Here is a 21072-nt window from a genome sequence, read left to right as displayed (position 1 = left end):
CGAGCCGGTTGACGGCTCGCGCGCAGCACCGCACATGGGGTCGAGCCCGTGGCGGAGATTCCCATGCTGAACCTGCTTCGCCGCGCCGCGCCCGGCCTCGTCACGGACCCCGTCGGCGCGGCCTGGCGCCCGCCCGAGGACGCCATCTGGATCGACCTGGTCTCGCCCACCCGCGAGGAGGAGCTGGCGGTCGAAGCGGCCTTCGAGATCGACCTGCCCACCCGTGAGGAGATGGCCCACCTGGAGCCGTCCTCGCGGCTCTACCAGGAGGACGGGGTGACCTTCCTCACCGCCACCCTGCTGTCGCATAGCGAGGACCAGCACCCGATCCCGACGCCGGTGACCTTCGTCCTGGCCCGGGGGGTGCTGATCACCATCCGCTATGAGCAGCTCAAGGCGTTCCGCATCTTCGCCGAGCGCTGCAAGCACGTTCAGATCGAGGAGGGCGCCGAGGTTCTGCTGGAGCTGCTGGACGCGGTGATCGAGCGGGCCGCCGAGGTGCTGGAGCGGGAATCCAGCCTGGTGCAGGAGACCTCCGTAGCGATCTTCAACCGGCCGCCCTCGACCGCCTTCGCCCCGATGCTCAGCGACCTGGCGCGCGCCCAGTCGGTCACCTCGATGATCCGCAAGAGCCAGCTCTCGCTCAGCCGGCTGGCCAGTTTCGCCGCCCTGGCCCCCGAGTTGCAGGACCGCGAAGGCCGCCGCGGCCACTTGGTCTCCATCCAGCACGACATCCAGGCGCTCACCGAGCACTCCGGCTTCCTGTCGAACCACATCTCGTTCCTGCTCGATGCGGCGCTGGGCCTGATCAACATCGAGCAGAACAGCATCATCAAGTTCTTCTCCGTGGTGGCGGTGGTGTTCCTGCCGGCCACCCTGGTGGCCTCGATCTACGGCATGAACTTCGACCACATGCCGGAGTTGCACTGGCTGCTCGGCTATCCGTTCGCCATGTTGCTGATGGTGCTGACCGCCATTGCGCCCTTCTGGTGGTTCAAGAAGAAGGGCTGGCTGTAGCCGCGCGACCGCTACAGCCAAGCTTCCACGGTAAGGTTGACGGAAATTCCGGCCTAGCGTCGCAACCGTTCCTTAAGCGCGTAAGACCATCTTACGGACCTTCCAGCTTATCGTGGTCCGAATGTCAGCTGTCGCCAGTATATTCAGAAGTATCGATCCCGATAGGTTGCGTCAGGCGCTCGACCTCCATCGGCGTTATCTTTCGGGCCGCACGGGTGGCCGGCGAGCGAATCTTAGTTACTTGGAACTTAGCCATCTCAAGCTCGAGAAGGTCGATCTGCGCGACGCCGACCTGACCGGGGCGCGGCTGAACGGCGCCCTGATGGCCGGGGCCAATCTAGCCGGCGCGGTGCTGTTCGGCGCCGATCTGCGCGACATCGACCTGCGCAAGGCCAACCTGGCCAAGGCCGACCTGCGCGGCGCCTCCCTGCGCGGCGCCAACCTGGCTGACGCCAACCTGGCCGGCTGCGACCTGCGCGAGGGCCGCATCGCCCTGCAGGATCGCGTCCAGGGCTTCCGCTATCTCGACCACACCGGCGGGCCGGGCGAACTGTCCTTCGCCGTGCTGTCGGGCGCCAATCTCGCGGGCGCGCAGATGACCAACGCCAACGCGCTCGCCACCGACTTCACCGAGGCCAATCTGGCCGGGGCGTTCCTGGGCGGGGCGCGGCTGATCAAGGCCCGCCTGGACGGGGCCGACCTCACCGGCGCCGACATCGCCGGGGCCGACCTCTCGGGCGCCTCGCTGCGGCGCGCCGTGCTGGTGCGGGTGGACCTGTCCTTCGCCACGGTGGAGGGCGCCGACCTGTCGGAGGCGCTGCACACCCCGCCGGCCGTGGTCTATGTGGACGACCGGCCTCTGGTGGGCCTGGTCAACGCCCACGAGGCGTTTTGCGTCAGCGGCGGCGACTCGGGCGAGGCGGTCCGCCTCGACGGCGTCGACTTCCGCCCCATGCGCAATCTCAGGCGCCGCAAGCTCAGTGGCCTGCACGCCCCGGGCTCGGTGTTCTTCGGCCTCGACATGGAGGGCGTCGAACTGCAGGGCGCCGACCTTTCCCGCTGCGACCTGCGCGGCGTGAACCTGCGCGGGGCTGACCTGCGCGGCGCCAAGCTGATCGACGCCCAGCTCGGCCGGGCCAATCTGCGCGGGGCCCAACTCGGCCCCCTCGAGATCGGGCCGGGCCGCTACGCACGCACGGATCTGTCGCGGGCGACCCTGCGTCATGCCGATCTACGCACCGCCCACGCCCGCCGCGCGCGGTTCCTGGGCGCCGACCTGCATGAGGCGCGGATGGAGCTGTGCGACCTGGCCGGGGCGGAGCTGGAGGTCTAGGCGCCGGCTACATCTCGTGGCGCAGGGGCTGCAGGTCCTGGAACTCGGGATCGCGCTTCTCCGCCTTGGCCTTGAAGGCCTCGCCCATGTGGGCGCCGGAGAACATGCCGGTCTGCCAGACGGCGATATAGTCGAGCCCGTCGCGGATGGTGTGGTCGCGGGCGTAGTTGATCATCACCTTGGACCCGGTGACCGCCAGCGGCGCCTTGTTCGCAATCTCGCGAGCGGTGGCGAGCGCGTGGTCGACGCACTGCTCGTGGGTGTCGAACACCTCGTTGACCCAGCCGATCTCCTTGGCCTTCTGGGCCGGCATGCGACGGCCGGTATAGGCCATCTCGCGCACCCATCCCTCGGGGATCAGTTTGCACAGCCGCGGGAAGGTGCCGACGTCGGCCGTCATGCCGATGTTGATCTCCTGGATGCAGAAGAAGGCGTCGGCGCTGGCGTAGCGGATGTCGCAGGCGCTGGTCATGTCCACCGCCCCGCCGATGCAGCCGCCCTGGATGGCCACGATCACCGGGATCCGCGCGTCGTCCAGGCAGCCGAAGCAGTCCTGCAGCCAGTGGATATGGTGGCGCTGCTGCTCGGCGTTGATGTGGCGGTCCTGAATCTGGTTCTGGGAGGTCGAGCCCCCGCCGCCGAACACCGCCAGGTCCATCCCGGCGCTGAAGTGCTTGCCGGTGGAGGAGATGACGATCGCCCGGGCGCGGGCGTTGTGGTCGATGTCTTTCACGATGGCCGGCAGCTCGTTCCAGAAGGCGCGGACCATGGTGTTCATCGCCTCGGGCCGCTTCAACTGGATGTGCGCGACATGGTCCTCGATGGTGACGGCGAAACAGGTCCAGTCGGTGGTGGTCACATCGATGGCGGTCGTCATGGCGCGTCTCCCAATTTCGTTGCGGCATCATCGCGCCGTGACGACGGGGAAGCCAAGGTCATCCGAAGACGGGCGCGCCCGGCAGGACGATCTGTTGCGCCCCGGCCCTGGCGATCAGCTCGCCGTCCTCGCGACGGAAGTCGGCCTCGACGGTGATCAGCTGGCGGCTCGACGCCACGACCCGGCCCTCGATGATCAATGGGTGGGCGCGGCCGACCTTCACGAACTGGACCTGCAGGTTGATGGTCCGATAGGTGGCGTCGTCGGCGATCGCCGTCATGGTGGCGAAGGCCAGGATCTGGTCCGCGAGGGCGGCGACATAGCCGCCGAACATCGAACCGTCGCCGTTCAGGATCTCGGATTTCGGCTCCCAGCGCTTGCGAACCCAGCCGGGGCCCCAGTCGTCGATCAATCCAAGGTGAAGGGTTCGTACGACAGGGGGCGCATCGACCACGCCGGCCTTAATCTGATCCAGTCTCTCGGTCGCCCAGGTCATTGCGGTCTCCATTCCGAAGACGGCAGAATCCGAGCTAAGCTCGCTTATGACTACTCGGCTTTATCGAAGAACGGTCCGCCATGTCGAAACCCCAACGCCGACAACCAAAGCAGGTGCGTGCGCTGGCCACGCGAGACGCCATCTTCGAGGCGACGGCTCGGATTCTAGAGGAGGGCGGCGAGGCCGTCCTGACCACCAACGCCATCGCCGCCAGGGCCGGGGTGAGCGTGGGGACGCTCTACGAGTACTTCGCCGACAAGCAGGCGATCCTGGTGGCCATCGCCAAGCGGGAGAACGAGAAGGTGCGGGCCAGGCTCGCGACCGAGGGACCGGAGCTTTCGCCGGCCCGCCTCGCCATCCGCGCGCAGATCGAGATCCTGGCCGATCGCCCCGCCACGCGGCGCGCGGCGCTGAAGGCCATCCTGGCCGCGGAGAGCGTGGAGTCCCTGGACCGGGAGGCCAGGCTTACGGGGCGGCTGATCCGGCAGCCGGGCGATGGCGGGGCGTTGGACGCTTTCGTGATGACGCGGGCCACCCTCGGCGTGATCCGCGCCGCCGTGCTGGAGGGCTCGCCCTACCTGCAGGATCCTCGCCTCGAGGACGCCTTGGTCCGTCTGGTGGAGCGCTACGCGGCCGACGCTTAGGCCTTATGGATCGGGTCGATCCAGGCGACGCCCTCCGGCTTCTCCGCCGGCTCGATGTCGAGATTGACCACCACGGCCTCGTTGTCGCTACGCACCAGCACGCATTCCAGGGTCTCGTCGGTGGAGGCGTTGATCTCCTGGTGCGGCACGAAGGGCGGCACATAGATGAAATCACCGGGACCGGCCTCGGCGGTGAATTCCAGCTTCTCGCCCCAGCGCATCCGCGCCCGGCCCTTCAGGACGTAGATCACGCTCTCCAGGGGGCCGTGATGGTGGGCGCCGGTCTTGGCGTCGGCGTGGATGTGGACCGTCCCGGCCCACAGCTTCTGGGCCCCGACCCGGGCGAAGTTGATCGCCGCGGCCCGATGCATGCCGGGCGTCTGGGGGGTGTTGTCGTCGAGCTGGTCGCCGGGGATGACGCGGACGCCGCTGTGCTTCCAGCCGTCTTCAGGGATGTCGTCGGACATGGGCCGCTCCGAGGGATCGGCTCAGACTACCCCCTTGGCCCGCAGCTCCGCCACCCTCGCCGTGTCCAGGCCCAGGCCCCCCAGCACCTCGTCGGTGTGCTGGCCCAGCTCCGGACCCGGCCAGCGGACCGCGCCGGGGGTCTCCGACATCTTCGGGAAGGCGTTCTGCATCTTCACCTTGCCGAACACCGGATGGTCGGTCTCCACGATGGCGTCGCGGGCCAGGTATTGCTCGTTCTCCAGCATGTCCGGGGCGCGGAACACCCGGCCCGAGGGGATGGCCTTCTCCTCCAGCAGGGCCAGCAGGGCGTCGAGTTCGAAGCCCTTGGTCCAGGCGGCGATGATCTGGTCGAGCTCGTGCTGGTTCGTCCCGCGCGCGGCGTGGTCGACGAACTTCGGGTCCTTGGCCAGGTCCGGTCGTCCCATGGTCTCGCAGAGCCGCGCGAAGACCGTGTCCCCGTTGCCGCCGATCAGGATCATGCCCTCGCCGGCGCAGGGATAGACGTTGGACGGCGCGATGCCGGGCAGGATCGAGCCCGAGCGTTCGCGGACATAGCCGGTCAGGTCGTATTCGGTGACCAGGTTCTCCATCACCGCCAGCACGCTCTCGTAGAGGGCCGCGTCGATGACCTGGCCGCGGCCGGTGTTGGTGCGCGCGTGCAGGGCCATGGTGATGCCCATGACCGCGTGCATGGCCGTCAGGCTGTCGCCGATGGAGATGCCGGCCCGCGCCGGAGGGCGGTCGGGCTCGCCGGTGACGTGGCGCAAGCCGCCCATGGCCTCGCCGATCAAGCCATAGCCCGCCCGGCTGGCATAGGGCCCGGTCTGGCCGAAGCCGGAGACCCTGGCCATGATCAGGCGCGGGTTGCGGGCCGACAGGGCTTCATAGCCCATGCCCCACTTCTCCAGCGTGCCGGGCCGGAAGTTCTCGATCAGCACGTCGGCCTGGTCGATCAGCTTGCCGGCGATCTCGCGCCCTTCCGGCGTGCGCAGGTTCAGCGTCACCGAGCGCTTGTTGCGCCCGATCACCGGCCACCAGGGCGACAGCCCTTTGGGCAGGCTGCGGCCCCACTGGCGCATGGGATCGCCCGTGCCCGGATCCTCGATCTTGACCACGTCGGCGCCGAAATCCCCCAGGATCTGGCCGCAGAACGGGCCGGCGATCAGGGTGCCCATCTCGACGACCCTCAGGCCCTTCAGCGGCCCGTTGTTGTCGGCGTGGCTCATCTGCGGCTCCTTCCCATGTGCGTCCGCGCTCTTGGAGCGGGGCGCCGCCGCGCCTGTCAATGGCGTGGAAGGAGCCGCGGCGATCTTTCAGGCGAGCGCGGCGGCCTGGCGGCGACGGCGCAGGCCGGCCCCTGCCAGGCCGAAGCCCGCGATCATCATCGCCCAGGTCGCCGGCTCGGGCACGGCGCTGCCGCCGGCCTGGCCGCCCAGGCTGTCGAAGGTGACATTGTCCAGCCCGACGCCGAGGCTGCTGGAGGCCAGGGACGTGCTGGAGAGGAAGGTCAACCGCACGCTCGGCGAGTCAGCCGTAAAGTCGTAGGAAAACCGCTGCCAGTCCGAACCGGGCGAGCCCAGGCTCATGGCGTTGGTGAAGCTTCCCGCCAGCGCGCCGTCGATCAGAAGATCGACCGTCGCGTCGCCATAGCTGCCCTGGCCGCGGACATAGAAGGCGCCGACGTCGAACGAGACCCTGTACAGGCTGCCGGCCGTGACCGCCACCGCGTCCGAGATCACCCCCTTGCCGCGCCCGCTGACGCCGGTCAGGTCGATATAGTGGCTGCCTTCCGAAGCGACGACGCCATAGCTGATGAACGCCGCGTTGTTCGAGTATTGCAGGTCGCTATCGCCGCCTGGCGTGGCGTCGACCGTCGTCCAGCCGGTGATGTAGGTGCTGCCGGGCGACAGATAGATGGATGCGGCGACACCGGGCTGTTCGAAGCCGCCGTTGATCAGCGACGCGGCCTCGGCGGGGCCGTCGGCCAAGGCGACCATGGCCAGGGCCAACAGGGAAACTCGACGCATGAAACCTCCAGATTGCGGCGCGGGCCGCTCAAGCGCCCCGTGGGCGCGGAAGGGCCGAGGTAGAGGCTGCGGGGGCTTCTCGCATGATCCGTTTGCACTACGCGATCCCGCCCACCGCGGCAGGGGTTCACATCGGTCGCGCCCGGGCGTAAGGCGGCGCCATGAGCGCCTATGTCCTTACCCCGCCGTCCCTCGTGGCCGTGCCCGTGCAGGGGGAGGCCCGCGCCTTTCCCGTCCGCCGGATCCTCTGCGTCGGCCGCAACTACGCCGCCCACCGCCGCGAGATGGGCGGGGACGACCGCGACCCGCCATTCTTCTTCGCCAAGCCGGCCGACGCCGTGGTCCCGCCGGGCGGGGCCGTGCCCTATCCGCCGCGTACGGCCAACCTGCACCATGAAATCGAGCTGGTGGTGGCGCTGAAGGCGGGCGGCAAGGACATTCCGGTGGATGCCGCCCTGGGCTGCGTCTACGGCTACGCGGTCGGCGTCGACCTCACCCGCCGCGATCTGCAGAACGCCGCCAAGGACAAGGGCCAGCCGTGGGACGCCTCCAAAGGCTTCGACGCCTCGGCCCCGATCTCGGCCATCCGCCCCTGGACCGGCGAGGCGCCTCAGGGTCGCATCTCGCTCAGCGTCAATGGCGAGGTCCGTCAGGACGCCACGGTGGCCGACATGATCTGGAACCTGGCCGAGATCATCTCCGAAGCCTCCAAGCTCTGGACCCTGGCCCCCGGCGACCTGATCTTCACCGGCACGCCCGAGGGCGTCGGCCCCGTGGCGGTCGGCGATCTCGTGACGGGCGAGGTCGAGGGCGTCGGCCAACTCCAGTTCACGGTGACCGCATGAGCCTGATCCTGCACTCCTACTGGCGGGCGACCGCCCCCTACCGCGTGCGCATCGGCCTGCAGCTCAAGGGCCTCGACTACGGCTATGTCGCGGTGAACCTGCTGGAGGGGAACCAGCACCAGGCGGCCTATCGCGCGGTCAACCCGCAGCGCCTGACCCCGGCCCTGGACATCGGCGACGGCGAGATCCTGACCCAGAGCCTGGCCATCCTCGAATGGCTGGACGAGACCCATCCCGAGCCGGCCCTGCTGCCCAAGGCCGCGCTCGACCGCGCCCGGGTGCGGGCCATGGCCGACATCGTCGCCTGCGACATCCATCCGCTGAACAATATGCGGGTGAACCGGGCCCTGGAGGCCATGGAGGTCAGCGCGCCTCGCCGGGCCAAGTGGGTGGAACGCTGGATCGTCGACGGCTTCCAGACCCTGGAGCCGATGGTGGCGAAATACGGCCAGGGCTTCGCCTTCGGCGACACGCCCACCATCACCGACTGCTGCCTGATCCCGCAGGTCTATTCGGCCCAGCGCTACAAGGTCGACCTGGAGCCGTTCCCGGCCATCCGCGCCGTGGCCGATCACGCCGCCCAGCACCACGCCTTCATCGCCGCCCATCCGGACAACCAGCCCGACGCGAAGCCGGTCTAGCCGCCCTTGACCCGTACCCGGGCCGAGGCCTTGCGGCCCTGCGTGTCCACCACGGTCAGCCGGTAGAAGCCCGGCCCCTTCGGGCGCCAGACCGTGCGGCCCGAAACGGGGTCGGTGGCCAGCGGCGCGCCTTCGACATACCAGGCCAGGTCCTCGCCGCCGGCGGCGAGCACCAGCCCTCGCGCGTCCGGGCCGAAGGCCTCCACCTGCACGGTCGAGCCGTCCGGCGGAAAGATCAGGCGCGGGCCTTGGTCGGCCTGTTCCAATCTCTCCAGCGCCTGAGGCGCCGCGCGCGGCGCGATAGGGCGGGGCGCCGAGGCCGGCGCGTCGAGCTGGTCAGCGACGTCGAACAGCAGGGGTAGGGCGGCGTCGCGGCCGGTCAGTCCGCCGCGCGCCCCGCCATCGGCCCGCCCGGTCCAGACCACGATGACGTAGCGCCCGACGATCCCGGCGGCCACGGCGTCGCGGAAGCCGTAGGAGGTCCCGGTCTTGAAGGCCATGACCGGGCGGTCCCGGGTCAGGGCCACGGGGGTCGAGCCGGCCGGCGGCGGAGTCTCGCGCAGGATGTCCAGCACCTGGGCGGCCGCCTCGACGCGCATCAGCCGCTCGCCGTCCTGGCCCTGGCGCCGCGCCGCCTCGACCTGCGTCCAGGCCAGCGGCTTGGCCACGCCGCCGTCGCCGAGCGCCGCATAGAGCACCGCCAGGTCGCGCAGGGTGATCCCTACCCCGCCCAGCGCCATGGCCAGGCCCGCCGCGCGGGTCTCGGCCCGCGGCCGGACCAGATTCACGCCCGCCGCGTCGACCCGGGCCTCGAAGGCGGCGGGGCCGAGCTTGTCCAGCAGCTCCACCGCCGGGACGTTGAGGGAATTGGCCAGGGCCTCACGGGCCGTGACCTTGCCGCGGAACACCCGGTCGAAATTCTCCGGCTGGTAGTCGCCGAACCGACGGGCGGCATCGTCGATCTGGGTGTCGGGCGCGGCGATCCCGTCGTCGAAGGCGAAGCCGTAGATGAAGGGCTTCAGCGCCGAGCCGGGCGACCGGACGGCGCGGGTCATGTCGATCCAGCCGCCGGGCCGCTGCAGCCCGCCGGAGCCCACGGCGCCGCGCACGGCGCGGCCCTCGATCTCGACCACGAGGATGGCGGCGGTGGCCTCGGGGCCCTGGCTGCGGGCGACCTGGGCGGCCAGGGGTTCGAGCTTGGATTGCAGCCGCGCGTCGAGCGTCGAGACCACCGTGGCCTGGCTGACCGGCGCGGCGCGGGCCAGCTCGCCGGCCGCGTGCCAGGCCATGGCCGGGAACGGCGCGCGGCCGGGCAGGGGCTCGGTCTCGGCCTCGAGCGCCTGCGCCTCCGTGATCACGCGGACGCGGACCATCTTGTCCAGCACCTGGCGGCGGGCGGGGCGGGCGGCCTCCGGGTGGCGGTCGGGTCGGCGGGCCTCGGGCGACTGGGGCAGGGCGATCAGCAGGGCCTGCTGGCCGAGGGTCAGGGTCTCGGGCTCCTGGCCGAAATAGGAGAGGCTGGCGGCGCGAACGCCCTCCAGGTTGCCGCCATAGGGAGCGAGCGTCAGATAGAGCGCCAGGATCTCGCGCTTCGAAAGCCGCGCTTCGATCTGCAGGCTTCGGATCATCTCGATCAGCTTGGAACCGAGATTGCGCGGCCGGGGCTCCAGCAGCCGCGCGGTTTGCATGGTCAGCGTCGAGGCGCCGGAGGTGACCGCGCCGCTGGCGACGGCGCTACCGCCGGCGCGGGCGACGGCCAGGGGATCGACCCCGCGATGCAGCCAGAAGCGCTCGTCCTCGACGGCGATCAGCCGACGCAGGAAGCTGGGGTCGGTGCGGCTGAGGTCCGCGCGGATCCGCCAGCGGCCGTTCTCCACCGGCAGGGCGCGCAGCCACACCCCCCGCCGATCCAGCGCCACCGGCGACGACCGCTCGCCCCGCGAGAGGTCCGGCGGCAGCATGGCGTCGAAGTTGAAGACGGCGACCTCGACAGCGAGGAGGACGATCAGGGCGAGGGTGATGGCCCGGATTCTTCCTCCCACGTTTACGGGGGAGGGGGACCGCGAAGCGGTGGAGGGGGCGGCCTCAAGCTCAGCGCCCGGTCTCGCCCCCTCCACCACCCTGCGGGCGGTCCCCCTCCCCCGCTGCGCAGGGGAGGAAGAGGTATCGCCAGTCGTCATTGCCCCGGCGCGATCACCGTGCGGCCGGCCGCCGTCCGGGCATTGAGACTCGGCCGGTACATGTCGCGGGCTTCCGCCCCCGGCAGCAGGAACTCACCCGCCGTGACGGCGCGGGCCACATAGGCGAAGGCGAAGTTGGAGTGACCCTCCAGGTCCAGGGCGGCGATGTAGCGGTCGTCGCGGGATTCCTGGACGTCGGCGCCGGTCAGGGTCCCGAGGAACTTGAATGGCCCGCTCTGGGCGTCGTCGGGGCCCAGCACGGTCTCGATCTCGAACCCGGCCGGCAGGGGGTCGTCCACCACCAGAGCCATGGAGCGGGCCTGGCCCGAACGGCCGGAGACGAGCACGATCACCCGGTCCCCCTGGCGCAGCGCCGAGGGATCGACGCTCCCCCCGGTGAAGCCTACGAGCCGCTTTGACAACGTGATGCCATTCTGCACGGGCGCCGGCGGGGCGACGGGCGCGCCGGTCACCGTCACCGTCCGCCATAGGGCGCCGGAGCCGGCGTTGACGAACCTCGCCTCCGCTAGCCTGCCCACGGCCCAGCGCGGCGCGCCGCCCGAGGCCTTCAGAGGGATGGCGCCGGTGGCGTCGATCCTCATCGTACCGGCCGCCTTAAGCATCCAGTGGGCGGCCTGCAACAGGCGGGCCTGTTCCTGGGTGTTGAGCGCGTCGGGGTCCTTCACGGCGTTCTCCAGCCGCCCTTGCAGGCTTCTCGCGAGGTCGGTCTCGCCGGCCTCGTAGGCGAGCGCGATGACCCCGGCGATGTCGCGCAGCGGGCTCTGGTACCAGTCGCTTTCCTCGCGATAGCCCAGCGACCGGACCGCCTGGCGGAAGGCCGAACGGGCCCGGGCCCGGTCGCCCATCAGGGCCAGGCCGGCGCCGACCTGGGCCTTGGCGAGCGGCGAGGCCTCGGTCTTCATCTGGACGTCGTGCCACCAGCGAAGGCGGGCGAGGTCGCCCTTGCCGCCCTTGGCCAGGACATAGAGGGCGTAGGCCGAGGCGCGGCTGCGCATGATCGTGGTGGCCTTTTTCGAGGCCTCCGGCGAGCCCGCCCACCAGGTCGGATATTCCAGCCGGTAGGAGACCGAGGCCCAGCCCTCGGGCCGGGAGATCTGGCGCATCGCGGTCAGCGCCCGGTCAATGGACTGTTGCGGCGCCGGCGCGCCGGCCTTCTGGGCTTCGATCAGGAAGTCGGTGGCGTACGCGCCCAGCCAGGCGTCGGCCTCGCCGTCGCCCACCCGCCAGAGGCCGAAGGCGCCGTCCAGGGTCTGGCGGTCCAACAGCTTGCCCACGGCCTGGTTCAGGGCCGCGGAGGTCCGCCGCAGCTTCGGATCGGCGGAGACTTCCTGGGCGTAGAGCAGGGGATAGGCGCCTGACACGGTCTGTTCGGTGCAGCCATAGGGATAGCGCGACAGGGCCTGGGCGATCGGCCCGGGGTCGAAGCCGCGGAAGGGGGAGTAGCTGACCTGCAGGGTGGCGTCCCCCGCCGCCAGGCCGGCCAGCAGTCCGGGAATCGGCGTGTAGGACCCGCCCGCCCGCTGCAGTTCGATGGTCGTCCGGGTGATCTGGCTCCAGCCCAACCGAGTCTGGATCGGATAGTCTCGGCCGGTGGCGAAGCCCGGTCCGGTGACCTTGAAGCCCACCTTGCCGATCCCGGCCCGGCTCGGGGCGTTGAACGGAATCCGTTCGGCGATCCTTTGGCCGAGCGCCAGTTGGAAGGCCTTGCGGAAGGGCGCGATCACCCCGCCCTGGGCGGTGAGCTCGGCCACATAGGCCCCGACCTTGCCCTCAAGATTATGCAGTTCGAGGGTCGCGAAGGCCTTGTCGCCGGGGGCCAGGAAGCGGGGCAGGGAGAGCTCCGTCACCACCGGCTCGCGCACGGTGAGCGGCTTGGACGCCGAGCCCACCGCGGTGTCGGTCCAGGCCACGGCCATCAGCCGCAGCTCGCCGTTGAAGTCCGGGGCCGGCAGCTTGATCACCGCCTTGCCGTCCAGGCCGGTCTCCACCACGCCCGACCACAGGGCCACGGTCTTGATCGGGGTGACGGTCAGGCCCTCGCCGCCGATGCCGTCGGCGCCGAAGCTGACATTGGCCGGAGCGCCCAGGTTTGGGTCGAGCAGCCGGCCGTAGTCGTCGCGATAGTCGAGGGTCAGCGCCCGCTTGCCGAAGTACCATTTCACCGGATCGGGGCTCTCGAAGCGGGTGAGGCGCAGGATGCCCTCGTCCACCGCCGCCAGGGTCACCCGCGCGCGGCCGCCGAAGCCCGCGCCCTTGATGGTGATCGGCACCTCCAGCACGGACTTGGAGTCGACCTTGGTCGGGGTGTCGATCTCCACCGCCAGCCTGCGGTTCTTGGGATCGAGTGGGACATAGACCAGGCCGAGCGCGCGGCGCGGCTTGGGCGAGGCCACCGGATCGCGCGGCTGGATGACGCTCACCAGCACATAGGCCCCGCCGCCCCAGGCGCCGTTGGTCTTGAGCCGCACCGTCGTCCCGTTCTTGCCGACCGTGACGGTCTTGAAGTCGATCAGCCGGTCGGTGGCCACCGCGATCTGAGCCTCGCCGGCATAGGGCGGCTTCAAGGTGATCTCGACCGTGTCGCCCTGGCCATAGGCCTTGGGGCCCGCCGTGACCCGCACGAAGTCGGGCGCCTCCACGTCCTTGGCCGGGGCGCCCCAGCCGGAGGCGAAGCGGATGACGCTCGCGGCCCCGCCAGGCCCGGTCAGCTCCAGCCGGTAGTCGCCCCAGCCCAGGCGCTTGGCGATACGCGCGGGCTTGGCGGCGTCGATATTGATCGTGCCGCGCGCCACCACCACGTCGCGGCTGGTGCGCCGCCACTGCCAGCGGCCGTCCTGCTGGAACCAGTCATAGTCCCAGTTCTCGGCCACCAGGCTGTAGGTCGAGCCCTTGGCGGCGATCCGCTTGCCCGCCGCGTCGGCGGCGATGACGTCCAGCAGCATGGTCGGATCGCCGCGCGAGTCGGTGTCGCCCTGGTCGATCTTGACGCCCAGATAGAGCGGCTTGGTGCGGACCTTGAGGTCCAGCCCCTCGCGCACCGGACGCCCGCCCGGCTCGAAGACGCTGGCCGTGAAGGTCGCAGACAGGGGCTGGGGCGTGTCGCCGGCCTCGGCCGAAGAAATGGCCAGGACCGCGCGGCCGTCGCCGTCGGTGACGGTCTGGCCGATCTCCAGGAACTTCTCCTCGAAGGGCGTGCGCTGGTCGCCCCACTGGTAGCCTTCGAATTGCGGGAAGGGGTTGGGATCGACCCGCAGCCGGGCCTCGCCCTGGGTCTGCAGCCCGGCGCCGGCCGCGCCGTAGAGGAAGCGGGCGTTGACGTCGATATTGCGGGTCTCGCCGGCCTTCATCGGCACGGCTTCCTGGCCGACCACGGTGACCGCCAGCCGCTGGGGCGCGAAGTCCTCCACCGAGAACGAAAGCTCGCCGGCCGGCTTGTCGAGGCCTTCGATCTCCAGCCTGGCGGTCCAGCGCCCGCGCGGCGCGCTCTTAGGCACGGCGATGTCGACGGTCACCGCGCCGTTGGGGCTTCCGTCGAAGGGGTAGCGCCGGAACTCCACGCCCGAGGGCCGCCGCACCACGACGGCGCCCTTGCGGTCTTTGACGGCCTTGGCCTCGCGGTCGCGCAGCAGAGCGTTGAGGTGGACCGTCTCGCCGGGCCGATAGATGCCGCGGTCGGCATAGAGATAGCCGTCGATGGCCGAGACGATCGAGCGGCCCGACGTCCCGCCGCCCTCCTCGGTCCGCCCGCCTATCCCCTGCTTGGAGAGGTCGACCGGGGCGCGGTCGAGGTCGAGCACCGCTAGGTCGCCCTGCGGCCCATAGGCCATGACCATCTTGGCGTCTTCCGCGCCCTTACCTTCGAGCAACGGGCGGTCGAAGCGCACGTGGCCCTGGGCGTCGGTCCGGGCTTCGGCCAGGTCCTCTCCGTTGCGCGCCACCAGGGCCACGCGGATTCCGGCCAGGGTCTTGGCGCTCTTCAGCGAGCGGACCACCACGTCCAGCGCCTCGGACCCGTCATAACCGGCCAGGGCCATGTCCGTGAACACCACCCAGCGTCGCGCCTGGGCCGGTGGATTCGGATCGTAGTCGTCCTCTTCGTTCTCGCCGGCTTTCAGGCCGCGACCGCCCGAGGCGTCGCGGGCCTTCACCACGTAGGCGCCGGCCTTCATCTCCTTCAGCACCGCGCCCAGGGGGAAGACGGTGGTCACCCGCTCGCCGGTCCCCTGGGTCTGGACGGCGACCTCGCCCTTCCAGACCACGCGGCCCTCGTCATTGGGGCTGTCGGAGCCGTAGTCGTCGGAATATTGCCCGTCTCCGGTGGGGTCGGGGGCGCTGATCGACTTGCGCACCAGGTTGCGGTCGACCACCCGCCAGACCTCGATCTGCAGGCGGCTGACATTGACCGTCTCGATGCCGATCCCGTCGGCGTCCTCGCGCGGCAGGATCACGCCCTCGCCCGCAAAGCCCACATAGGGCGGCTTCTCCCCGAAGGTGAAGTCGACATCGGCGTTGGCGGCCAGGGTCTCGCCGCCCTTGGACGGCAGGCCCTTCAGCAGGGTCACGCGGCGGTCGGTGAAGCCCAGGCCGGCGACGCAGAGCTCAGAGCCCTTGACCTGGACGGCCGGGCTGCGGCCGAGATCCGGCGAGACCAGCACGAAGTCGGCATAGGGCTTGGAGGGGTCCAGCGGCCGGGTCAGTTCCACGCAGGCCAGGGGTTCGGACTTCGAGGTGTCGATGCGGTTGCGCCAGACGGCGAAGCCTTCCGGCTTGGGGATGCCGCGCCGCGCCGCATTGGCGCCCCGCGGCTTGCCGAACAGCGACCAACCCTGGGCGCCGGGCGCGGCGACCGCCGGCTCGGCCTGAGTGAAGGCCTCGATCCCCTTGGCCGCCAGGAAGCCGCCGCCGAAGGCCGCCACCAGCAGGCCGGCCGCCACCGCGCCGGGGATGCGGCTGGCGCGGACCTTCTGCGCCCAGGCCCGCAGACGAGACGTCGGCGCGCTCGGCGTCTCGTCGCTCGCCATTGGGCCCTCCCGCCTGACAGAATGTCGCACCGCCGATGGGACGCGAAAGCCCGGGCGGCGTCAATCGACGACGGCTACCGGAGGGCGAGCGTCAGTGCCTTCACCTGCGGATAATCGTCGACGCCGTAGACCGAGCCCTCGCGGCCGTAGCCCGATTGCTTGACCCCGCCGAACGGGTTTGCAGGGCTTGGTCGTTCATCGAGGTTCCTCCGTACGCAACCCATATTCCCGCAAGGTCCCGAGGCCTCCGGCAACCGGTTCCAGGGCCGCAGCCAACATTATCGTGTTGCGGCGCGGTCTCCGGCAACGCTTGACTCATACAGGCGTTGGAGTTGCTATTGTCGACATATGCCGCATTGCAGCATGAGTTCTGGAGGCGCTTGTGACGGAAAAGCCGTTCGCCTATTCCCTGTCCCACGCCGAGGCCGGTTGGGCCTGGCGCATCGTCGACGAAGAGGGCGAGACCGTCGCCCAGGGGACGGACCTGAGCCAGTCCGGCGCCCAGGCGGCCGTGGAATCGGCGATCGCGCGTGCGGCCTCGGAGCTTCGCGCCTAAGGCTCGCCCCCACCCTCCCTTGACGATCCCGTCTCCCAGCGGTCCAGTCCCGGTCAGAAGCGTGCTTCGCGCGCCCCCGTCCAGGAACGTCCGTCGTCATGAAATCGAAGTTGCTGACCGCCACGGCGGTCGCCCTGCTGGCCTTCGCGCCCGCCGCCGCGCAAGACGCCAAGCCGACACCCGCCGAGGCCAAGGCCTTCGTCGACAAGGCCGAGGCCGAGCTGGCGGCGTTCAACGAATACGTCGCCAAGTCCTCCTGGGTGCGCGCCACCTACATCACCGAGGACACCCAGTGGCTGGAGGCCAAGGCCACCGGCGAGCAGAATGAGCTGGTCACCCGCTACGCCAAACAGGCCGCCAAGTATGACGGGGTCGCGGTCGATCCGGTCACGGCACGCAAGCTGAAGCTGCTGAAGCTCTATCTGGTGTCGCCCGCGCCCGACCGGCCCGGCGCGGCGGCCGAGCTCGCCACCCTCTCGACCAAGCTGGACTCCACCTATTCCAGCGGCAAGTTCCAGCATGGCGGCAAGACCCTGACCCTGAACGACGCCGAGGACATCCTGGGGGCCAGCCGCGACCCGGCCGAGCTGAAGGCGGTGTGGGAGGGCTGGCACTCGATCTCGCCGGTGATGCGCCCGGACTACGCCAAGCTGGCGGCGCTCTCCAACGAGGGCGCCCAGGGCCTGGGCTTCAAGGATACCGGCGCCCTGTGGCGCTCCAACTACGACATGGACCCCGACGCCTTCGGCGCCGAGACCGACCGGCTGTGGAAGCAGGTGGAGCCCTTCTACAAGAACCTGCACTGCTATGTGCGCGCCCGGCTGAACGAAAAGTACGGCGACGCGGTCCAGAAGCGCAGCGGCCCGATCCGCGCCGACCTGCTGGGCAACATGTGGGCCCAGCAGTGGGGCAACATCTATGACGTGGTCCAGCCGAAGACGGCGACCTCGAGCTACAACCTGGACAAGCTGCTAGAGGGTCACGGCTACGACCCTGTGAAGATGGTCAAGACCGGCGAGGGTTTCTACTCGTCGCTCGGCCTGACGCCCTTGCCGCAGACCTTCTGGGAGCGCTCGATGATCACGCGTCCGCGTGACCGCGAGGTGGTCTGCCATGCCTCGGCCTGGGACCTGGACGACCGCGACGACATCCGCATCAAGATGTGCACCAAGGTCAACGCCGACGACTTCCGCACCGTGCACCACGAGCTGGGCCACAACTACTACCAGCGCGCCTACAAGGATCAGCCGTTCCTGTTCAAGAACGGGGCGAACGACGGGTTCCACGAGGCGATCGGCGACTTCGCGGCGCTCTCGGCCACCACGCCCACCTATCTCAACCAGATCGGGCTGCTGGAGAAGGTCCCCGGCGTCGAGGAGGACATCCCGTTCCTGCTGAAGATGGCGCTCGACAAGATCGCCTTCCTGCCCTTCGGCCTGATGGTCGACCGCTGGCGCTGGCAGGTGTTTTCCGGCCAGACCACGCCGGAGCGCTACAATGACGACTGGCTGAAGCTGCGGCTGCAGTATCAGGGCCTTGTCCCGCCCGGACCGCGCCCCGCCGACGCCTTCGATCCCGGCGCGAAATATCACGTGCCCGGCAATGTGCCCTACACCCGCTACTTCCTGGCCCACATCTACCAGTTCCAGTTCCAGCGCGCGGCCTGCCGCCAGATGGGCTGGAAAGGTCCGCTGCACCGGTGCTCGGTCTACGGACAGAAGGAGGTGGGCGCGAAATTCAACGCCATGATGGAGATGGGCGCCTCCAAGCCGTGGCCGGAAGAACTGGCGGCTTTCACCGGCGAGACCAAGACTGACGCCAGCGCCGTGGCCGACTATTTCAAGCCGCTGAACATCTGGCTGACCGCCCAGAACAAGGGCGAGAAATGCGGCTGGTGAGGGCCTAGCCCGGGGTCCGTTTCGCCTTCAGTGCGCTGGACAATAGTTTTTGATTCACCTTGTCCGGCGCCCGTTTGTTTACGCTGACCTGTCAATTTCGCTCGAATCCTACGAGCGGGGGTCCGGGCGTGGACACGAATTCGAACCAAATCCGCGGGCGCCTCGCCCGCTTCGGCAGGACCGTGATCGGTTTCGCCCGGCGCATGACCCGCGACGAAGGCGGCGCCTCGGCGGTGTTCTTCGCCGTGGCCCTGCTGATGCTCACGCCGATGACGCTGGGCTTGGTCGACGTCTACATCAGCACCACCCAACGCGGTCAGCTGCAGGACGCCCTCGACACGGCCACGCTCTATGCGGCCCGGTCCTCGGCGACCACCACGGCTGAGATCGACTCGATCGGCGACGCGGCCCTGATCGCCAACCTGGTCCTGCCCGAGGGCGAGAACATCGTCGAATCCAACTTCGTGCTGGACGGCGTCAAGGTCGTCAGCTCCGCGGCCATCACCCCGCCCGGCATCTCGCCGCAGATCTGGAACCAGCAGAACCTCCGCGCCACCTCCGAAGTGGTCCGCAATTCGAACCATGTCGAGGTCGCCCTGGTGCTCGACACCACCGGCTCGATGAGCGGCCAGAAACTGACCGACATGAAGACCGCGGCCAAGGACCTGGTCGACATCGTCGTCCAGGACATCCAGACGCCCTACTACTCCAAGATGGCCATCGTTCCCTATTCGATGGCGGTCAATGTCAGCAGCACCTACGCCAATTCGGTGCGGGGCACGCCGAAGTCGGGCACGAACCCAACCGGGGGCACAAACACGTCGCCGCCGTATTCGAAGTTCAAGTTCACGAAGAACGACGGCACGGTCCTGACCAACACCAGCGCCTGGCCGATCAACACCTGCGTGACGGAGCGGACGGGCGCCAACGCCTATACCGACGTCGCGCCGTCCACCGCCCTGGTCGGCCACAACTACCAGTCCTCGACCAGCGCCTGCACGGCCGTGTCGGCGATCGAGCCGCTGAGCACGAACAAGACGACACTGAAGAACAAGATCAACGGCTTCACCGCCACCGGCGTGACCGCCGGTCATATCGGCCTGGCCTGGGGCTGGTACATGGTCTCGCCGAACTTCGCCTACCTGTGGCCGACCGCGAGCAGACCCGCCGCCTATGGGACGGACGACCTGCTGAAGGTGGTCATCCTGATGACCGACGGCGAGTTCAACACCCAATACTGTAAGGGCGTGGTTTCCCGGGAATCGACTGGCAACGGCAACTCCGAAAAGATCAACTGCAACGCCTCGAACGGCAGCGCCTTCACCCAGGCCAAGACGCTCTGCACCAATATGAAGGCTCAGGGGGTGATCGTTTACACAGTCGGGTTCGCGCTGGGCGGCAATGCGAGCGCCGTCGATGTCATGAACTCCTGCGCCACCGACGAAAAGCACGTCTACCTCCCTGGCAGCGGCGCGGCCCTGAAGGACGCTTTCAAGGCCATCGGCCAGGACATCAACTCCCTGCGCCTCGCGAAATAGCCGACAGACCCTCCAGTCTGAACTTCGGGGCCTCGCCTACGAAATGTGGGCGGGGCCTTCGCCTTCCTTGGCCGCCGCCGCGGCGAGCCGGCTCAGGGTCTCGGCGTGGCCCGCGCGGGTGATGCGGTAGAGTGAGACGCAGGTGATCGCCGCGCCGTAGAGCGCCGCCAGGACGATCAGATAGACCACCCCCAGTTCGCGGATCACGTCGATCGGCACCTGGCCGGGCTTGGCGCCCTGCGGGAAGCCGACGAACACCAGGATCATGCTCGAGGCGAAGATGCCGACGCCCGAGACCGCCTTGGCCACGAAGGCCGCGGCCGAGAAGAACAGGCCCTCCGACCGGCGACCGGTGCGCAGCTCCGAGTCCTCCACGACGTCGGCGATCATCGACGAGATCAGGATCGAGGCGATGATCGAGAAGGCCGTCGACAAGATGGTCTGCAGGAACAGGATCGGGATCACCGCCGGCGCGCCATTGGCCGGGAAGACGTCGAACAGCCGCAGGCCGATGGGGATGAACGAGATCACGAAGGCCAGCACCTTGGTGAGCTGGGCCGCCGGCTTCTTGCCCAGCCGTTTGGAGAGCGGCGCGGCCAGGGCGAAGGCGAGCGCCGCCGAGACAAAGTTACCGGCGGCCAGGAAGGCGACCTGACCCGCCGACAGCTCCCAGAAATAGGTGTTGAAATAGAGGCTTAGCGACAGGACCAGACCCTGGGCCATGGCGTTGAACAGTCCCGCGCCCATGAGCACCAAGAACGACTGGTGGGTGAGGGTGCTGAACATCTCCTTGGCCAGCTGACCGATCGAGATCTTCCGGACGGGGGGCGTCTTGAACCTGGCGATGTGTTTGTGGGTGCCCATGGCCGAGATCATGATCGCGCCGAACATGATCGCCGAGGCGACCAGGGCGTAGACCTGATAGCCCGCCGGATTGAGCTGGCCGACCGGGTGGGTGGCGTCCGGCTTGAGGAAGACCTGCAGGGCCAGGACCGTCATGGTCAGCCCGCCGAACCAGCCGAAGAAATAGCGGTAGGAGAGAACCTTGGTGCGCTCGTCGTAGTCGGTGGTCAGCTCAGGTGCGAGGGCCGAGGAGGGGATCTCGTACATGGTGATGAAGCTGCGGATCACGATGGCGACCACGATGAGGTAGAAGAACAGCGCCTCGTGCGACCAGTTGGGCGGGTTCCAGAGCAGCAGGTAGGAGACCGCCACCGGGATGGCGGCGGCGTACATGAAGGGATGGCGGCGGCCCCATTTGGAGCGCCAGTTGTCCGACACCTGGCCCATGATCGGGTCGAGCAGCGAGTCGAACAGCAGGGCGACCATGATCGCCAGGCCCACCGTCGCCGACGGCAGCCCGACCACCTGATTGTAGAAGATCAGCAGCAGGTAAGAGAACCCCTGGTCCTTCACCCCGAAGGCCACCGAGCCGAAGCCGTAGAAGAGCTTGGTGGGGATGCTGAGCTTGCCGGACGCGGTCGGGGCGGGTGGGGGCAAGGCAGTTTCC

At 69.1% G+C, this 21072-nt stretch carries 16 protein-coding genes and 1 pseudogene; 8 read left to right on the top strand and 9 right to left on the bottom strand.

Features of this window, described 5'->3' with window-relative positions; all coding sequences use genetic code 11:
• The first annotated feature begins 63 nt into the window (after positions 1-63).
• Together corA and V6M51_RS04610 are read left to right on the top strand one after the other, a co-directional pair.
• A complete protein-coding gene (gene corA / locus V6M51_RS04615) occupies positions 64-1017 on the top strand; it encodes a magnesium/cobalt transporter CorA (RefSeq protein ID WP_332765039.1) in 954 nt (317 codons plus the stop codon).
• A 241-nt stretch (positions 1018-1258) separates the two neighbouring features.
• Positions 1259-2350 (top strand): pentapeptide repeat-containing protein, encoded by a 1092-nt coding sequence (locus tag V6M51_RS04610; RefSeq protein WP_332765037.1) that lies wholly within the window; start codon positions 1259-1261, stop codon positions 2348-2350.
• Between the two features lie 7 nt (positions 2351-2357).
• Here V6M51_RS04610 and V6M51_RS04605 read toward each other — a convergent pair whose 3' ends face one another.
• Both V6M51_RS04605 and V6M51_RS04600 read right to left on the bottom strand, forming a co-directional pair.
• Positions 2358-3227: a crotonase/enoyl-CoA hydratase family protein gene (locus V6M51_RS04605; protein WP_332765035.1), complete on the bottom strand. Its 870-nt coding sequence runs from the start codon at positions 3225-3227 to the stop codon at positions 2358-2360.
• Positions 3228-3285: 58 nt separating this feature from the next.
• Positions 3286-3723, bottom strand: coding sequence for a PaaI family thioesterase (locus V6M51_RS04600; protein ID WP_332765033.1), 438 nt, complete (start codon positions 3721-3723; stop codon positions 3286-3288).
• Positions 3724-3803: 80 nt separating this feature from the next.
• Here V6M51_RS04600 and V6M51_RS04595 point away from each other — a divergent pair, with 80 nt between their 5' ends.
• Complete coding sequence (locus V6M51_RS04595; RefSeq protein WP_332765031.1) at positions 3804-4367, top strand: TetR/AcrR family transcriptional regulator; 564 nt, start codon at positions 3804-3806, stop codon at positions 4365-4367.
• On the opposite strand, the gene V6M51_RS04590 is transcribed toward V6M51_RS04595, so the two are convergent.
• From V6M51_RS04590 to V6M51_RS04580, 3 genes and pseudogenes are all read right to left on the bottom strand, one after another.
• Complete coding sequence (locus V6M51_RS04590) at positions 4364-4834, bottom strand: cupin domain-containing protein (protein WP_332765029.1); 471 nt, start codon at positions 4832-4834, stop codon at positions 4364-4366. The two genes, V6M51_RS04595 and V6M51_RS04590, sit on opposite strands and share 4 nt — an antisense overlap.
• A gap of 21 nt (positions 4835-4855) precedes the next feature.
• Positions 4856-6061 (bottom strand): CaiB/BaiF CoA transferase family protein, encoded by a 1206-nt coding sequence (locus V6M51_RS04585; RefSeq protein WP_332765028.1) that lies wholly within the window; start codon positions 6059-6061, stop codon positions 4856-4858.
• Between the two features lie 87 nt (positions 6062-6148).
• A pseudogene (locus V6M51_RS04580) lies at positions 6149-6784 on the bottom strand (PEPxxWA-CTERM sorting domain-containing protein); the annotation flags it as partial.
• A 239-nt stretch (positions 6785-7023) separates the two neighbouring features.
• On the opposite strand from V6M51_RS04580, the gene V6M51_RS04575 reads away from it, so the two are divergent.
• Entirely contained in the window at positions 7024-7707 is a 684-nt protein-coding gene (locus V6M51_RS04575) for a fumarylacetoacetate hydrolase family protein (protein WP_332765024.1), read from the top strand.
• A complete protein-coding gene (maiA, locus tag V6M51_RS04570) occupies positions 7704-8348 on the top strand; it encodes a maleylacetoacetate isomerase (RefSeq protein ID WP_332765022.1) in 645 nt (214 codons plus the stop codon). Before V6M51_RS04575 ends, maiA begins: the two co-directional genes overlap by 4 nt.
• Here the strand turns inward: maiA and pbpC are convergent.
• From pbpC to V6M51_RS04555, 3 genes are all read right to left on the bottom strand, one after another.
• Positions 8345-10390: a penicillin-binding protein 1C gene (pbpC, locus tag V6M51_RS04565; protein ID WP_332765020.1), complete on the bottom strand. Its 2046-nt coding sequence runs from the start codon at positions 10388-10390 to the stop codon at positions 8345-8347. The genes maiA and pbpC overlap by 4 nt on opposite strands.
• A 134-nt stretch (positions 10391-10524) precedes the next feature.
• Positions 10525-15570: an alpha-2-macroglobulin family protein gene (locus V6M51_RS04560; RefSeq protein WP_332765018.1), complete on the bottom strand. Its 5046-nt coding sequence runs from the start codon at positions 15568-15570 to the stop codon at positions 10525-10527.
• 74 nt (positions 15571-15644) lie between these two features.
• Complete coding sequence (locus V6M51_RS04555; protein ID WP_332765017.1) at positions 15645-15794, bottom strand: aldehyde dehydrogenase family protein; 150 nt, start codon at positions 15792-15794, stop codon at positions 15645-15647.
• A 158-nt stretch (positions 15795-15952) separates the two neighbouring features.
• On the opposite strand from V6M51_RS04555, the gene V6M51_RS04550 reads away from it, so the two are divergent.
• From V6M51_RS04550 to V6M51_RS04540, 3 genes are all read left to right on the top strand, one after another.
• Positions 15953-16126, top strand: a complete 174-nt coding sequence (locus V6M51_RS04550) for a hypothetical protein (RefSeq protein ID WP_332765016.1) — start codon at positions 15953-15955, stop codon at positions 16124-16126.
• A gap of 98 nt (positions 16127-16224) precedes the next feature.
• Positions 16225-18024, top strand: coding sequence for a M2 family metallopeptidase (locus V6M51_RS04545; RefSeq protein ID WP_332765015.1), 1800 nt, complete (start codon positions 16225-16227; stop codon positions 18022-18024).
• Between the two features lie 128 nt (positions 18025-18152).
• Positions 18153-19562, top strand: a complete 1410-nt coding sequence (locus V6M51_RS04540; RefSeq protein ID WP_332765013.1) for a TadE/TadG family type IV pilus assembly protein — start codon at positions 18153-18155, stop codon at positions 19560-19562.
• A 36-nt stretch (positions 19563-19598) separates the two neighbouring features.
• Here the strand turns inward: V6M51_RS04540 and V6M51_RS04535 are convergent, their stop codons facing one another.
• Positions 19599-21062 carry an MFS transporter gene (locus V6M51_RS04535; protein ID WP_332765011.1) on the bottom strand — a complete coding sequence of 488 codons (1464 nt, stop codon included), beginning with the start codon at positions 21060-21062 and terminating at the stop codon, positions 19599-19601.
• Positions 21063-21072 lie beyond the last annotated feature (10 nt).

Source organism: Phenylobacterium sp. (assembly GCF_036677185.1).
Lineage (GTDB): Bacteria > Pseudomonadota > Alphaproteobacteria > Caulobacterales > Caulobacteraceae > Phenylobacterium.
Note: the sequence above shows the minus strand (reverse complement) of the source record. Positions and strands in the feature narration are given on the sequence as shown.

Excerpts from the sequence above, each read along its gene's own strand:
- corA (WP_332765039.1), top strand. The coding sequence starts at position 64 with ATGCTGAACCTGCTTCGCCGCGCCGCGCCCGGCCTCGTCACGGACCCC.
- V6M51_RS04605 (WP_332765035.1), bottom strand. The coding sequence starts at position 3,227 with ATGACGACCGCCATCGATGTGACCACCACCGACTGGACCTGTTTCGCC.
- V6M51_RS04600 (WP_332765033.1), bottom strand. The coding sequence starts at position 3,723 with ATGACCTGGGCGACCGAGAGACTGGATCAGATTAAGGCCGGCGTGGTC.
- V6M51_RS04595 (WP_332765031.1), top strand. The coding sequence starts at position 3,804 with ATGTCGAAACCCCAACGCCGACAACCAAAGCAGGTGCGTGCGCTGGCC.
- V6M51_RS04590 (WP_332765029.1), bottom strand. The coding sequence starts at position 4,834 with ATGTCCGACGACATCCCTGAAGACGGCTGGAAGCACAGCGGCGTCCGC.
- V6M51_RS04585 (WP_332765028.1), bottom strand. The coding sequence starts at position 6,061 with ATGAGCCACGCCGACAACAACGGGCCGCTGAAGGGCCTGAGGGTCGTC.
- V6M51_RS04575 (WP_332765024.1), top strand. The coding sequence starts at position 7,024 with ATGAGCGCCTATGTCCTTACCCCGCCGTCCCTCGTGGCCGTGCCCGTG.
- maiA (WP_332765022.1), top strand. The coding sequence starts at position 7,704 with ATGAGCCTGATCCTGCACTCCTACTGGCGGGCGACCGCCCCCTACCGC.
- V6M51_RS04560 (WP_332765018.1), bottom strand. The coding sequence starts at position 15,570 with ATGGCGAGCGACGAGACGCCGAGCGCGCCGACGTCTCGTCTGCGGGCC.
- V6M51_RS04555 (WP_332765017.1), bottom strand. The coding sequence starts at position 15,794 with ATGGGTTGCGTACGGAGGAACCTCGATGAACGACCAAGCCCTGCAAAC.
- V6M51_RS04545 (WP_332765015.1), top strand. The coding sequence starts at position 16,225 with ATGAAATCGAAGTTGCTGACCGCCACGGCGGTCGCCCTGCTGGCCTTC.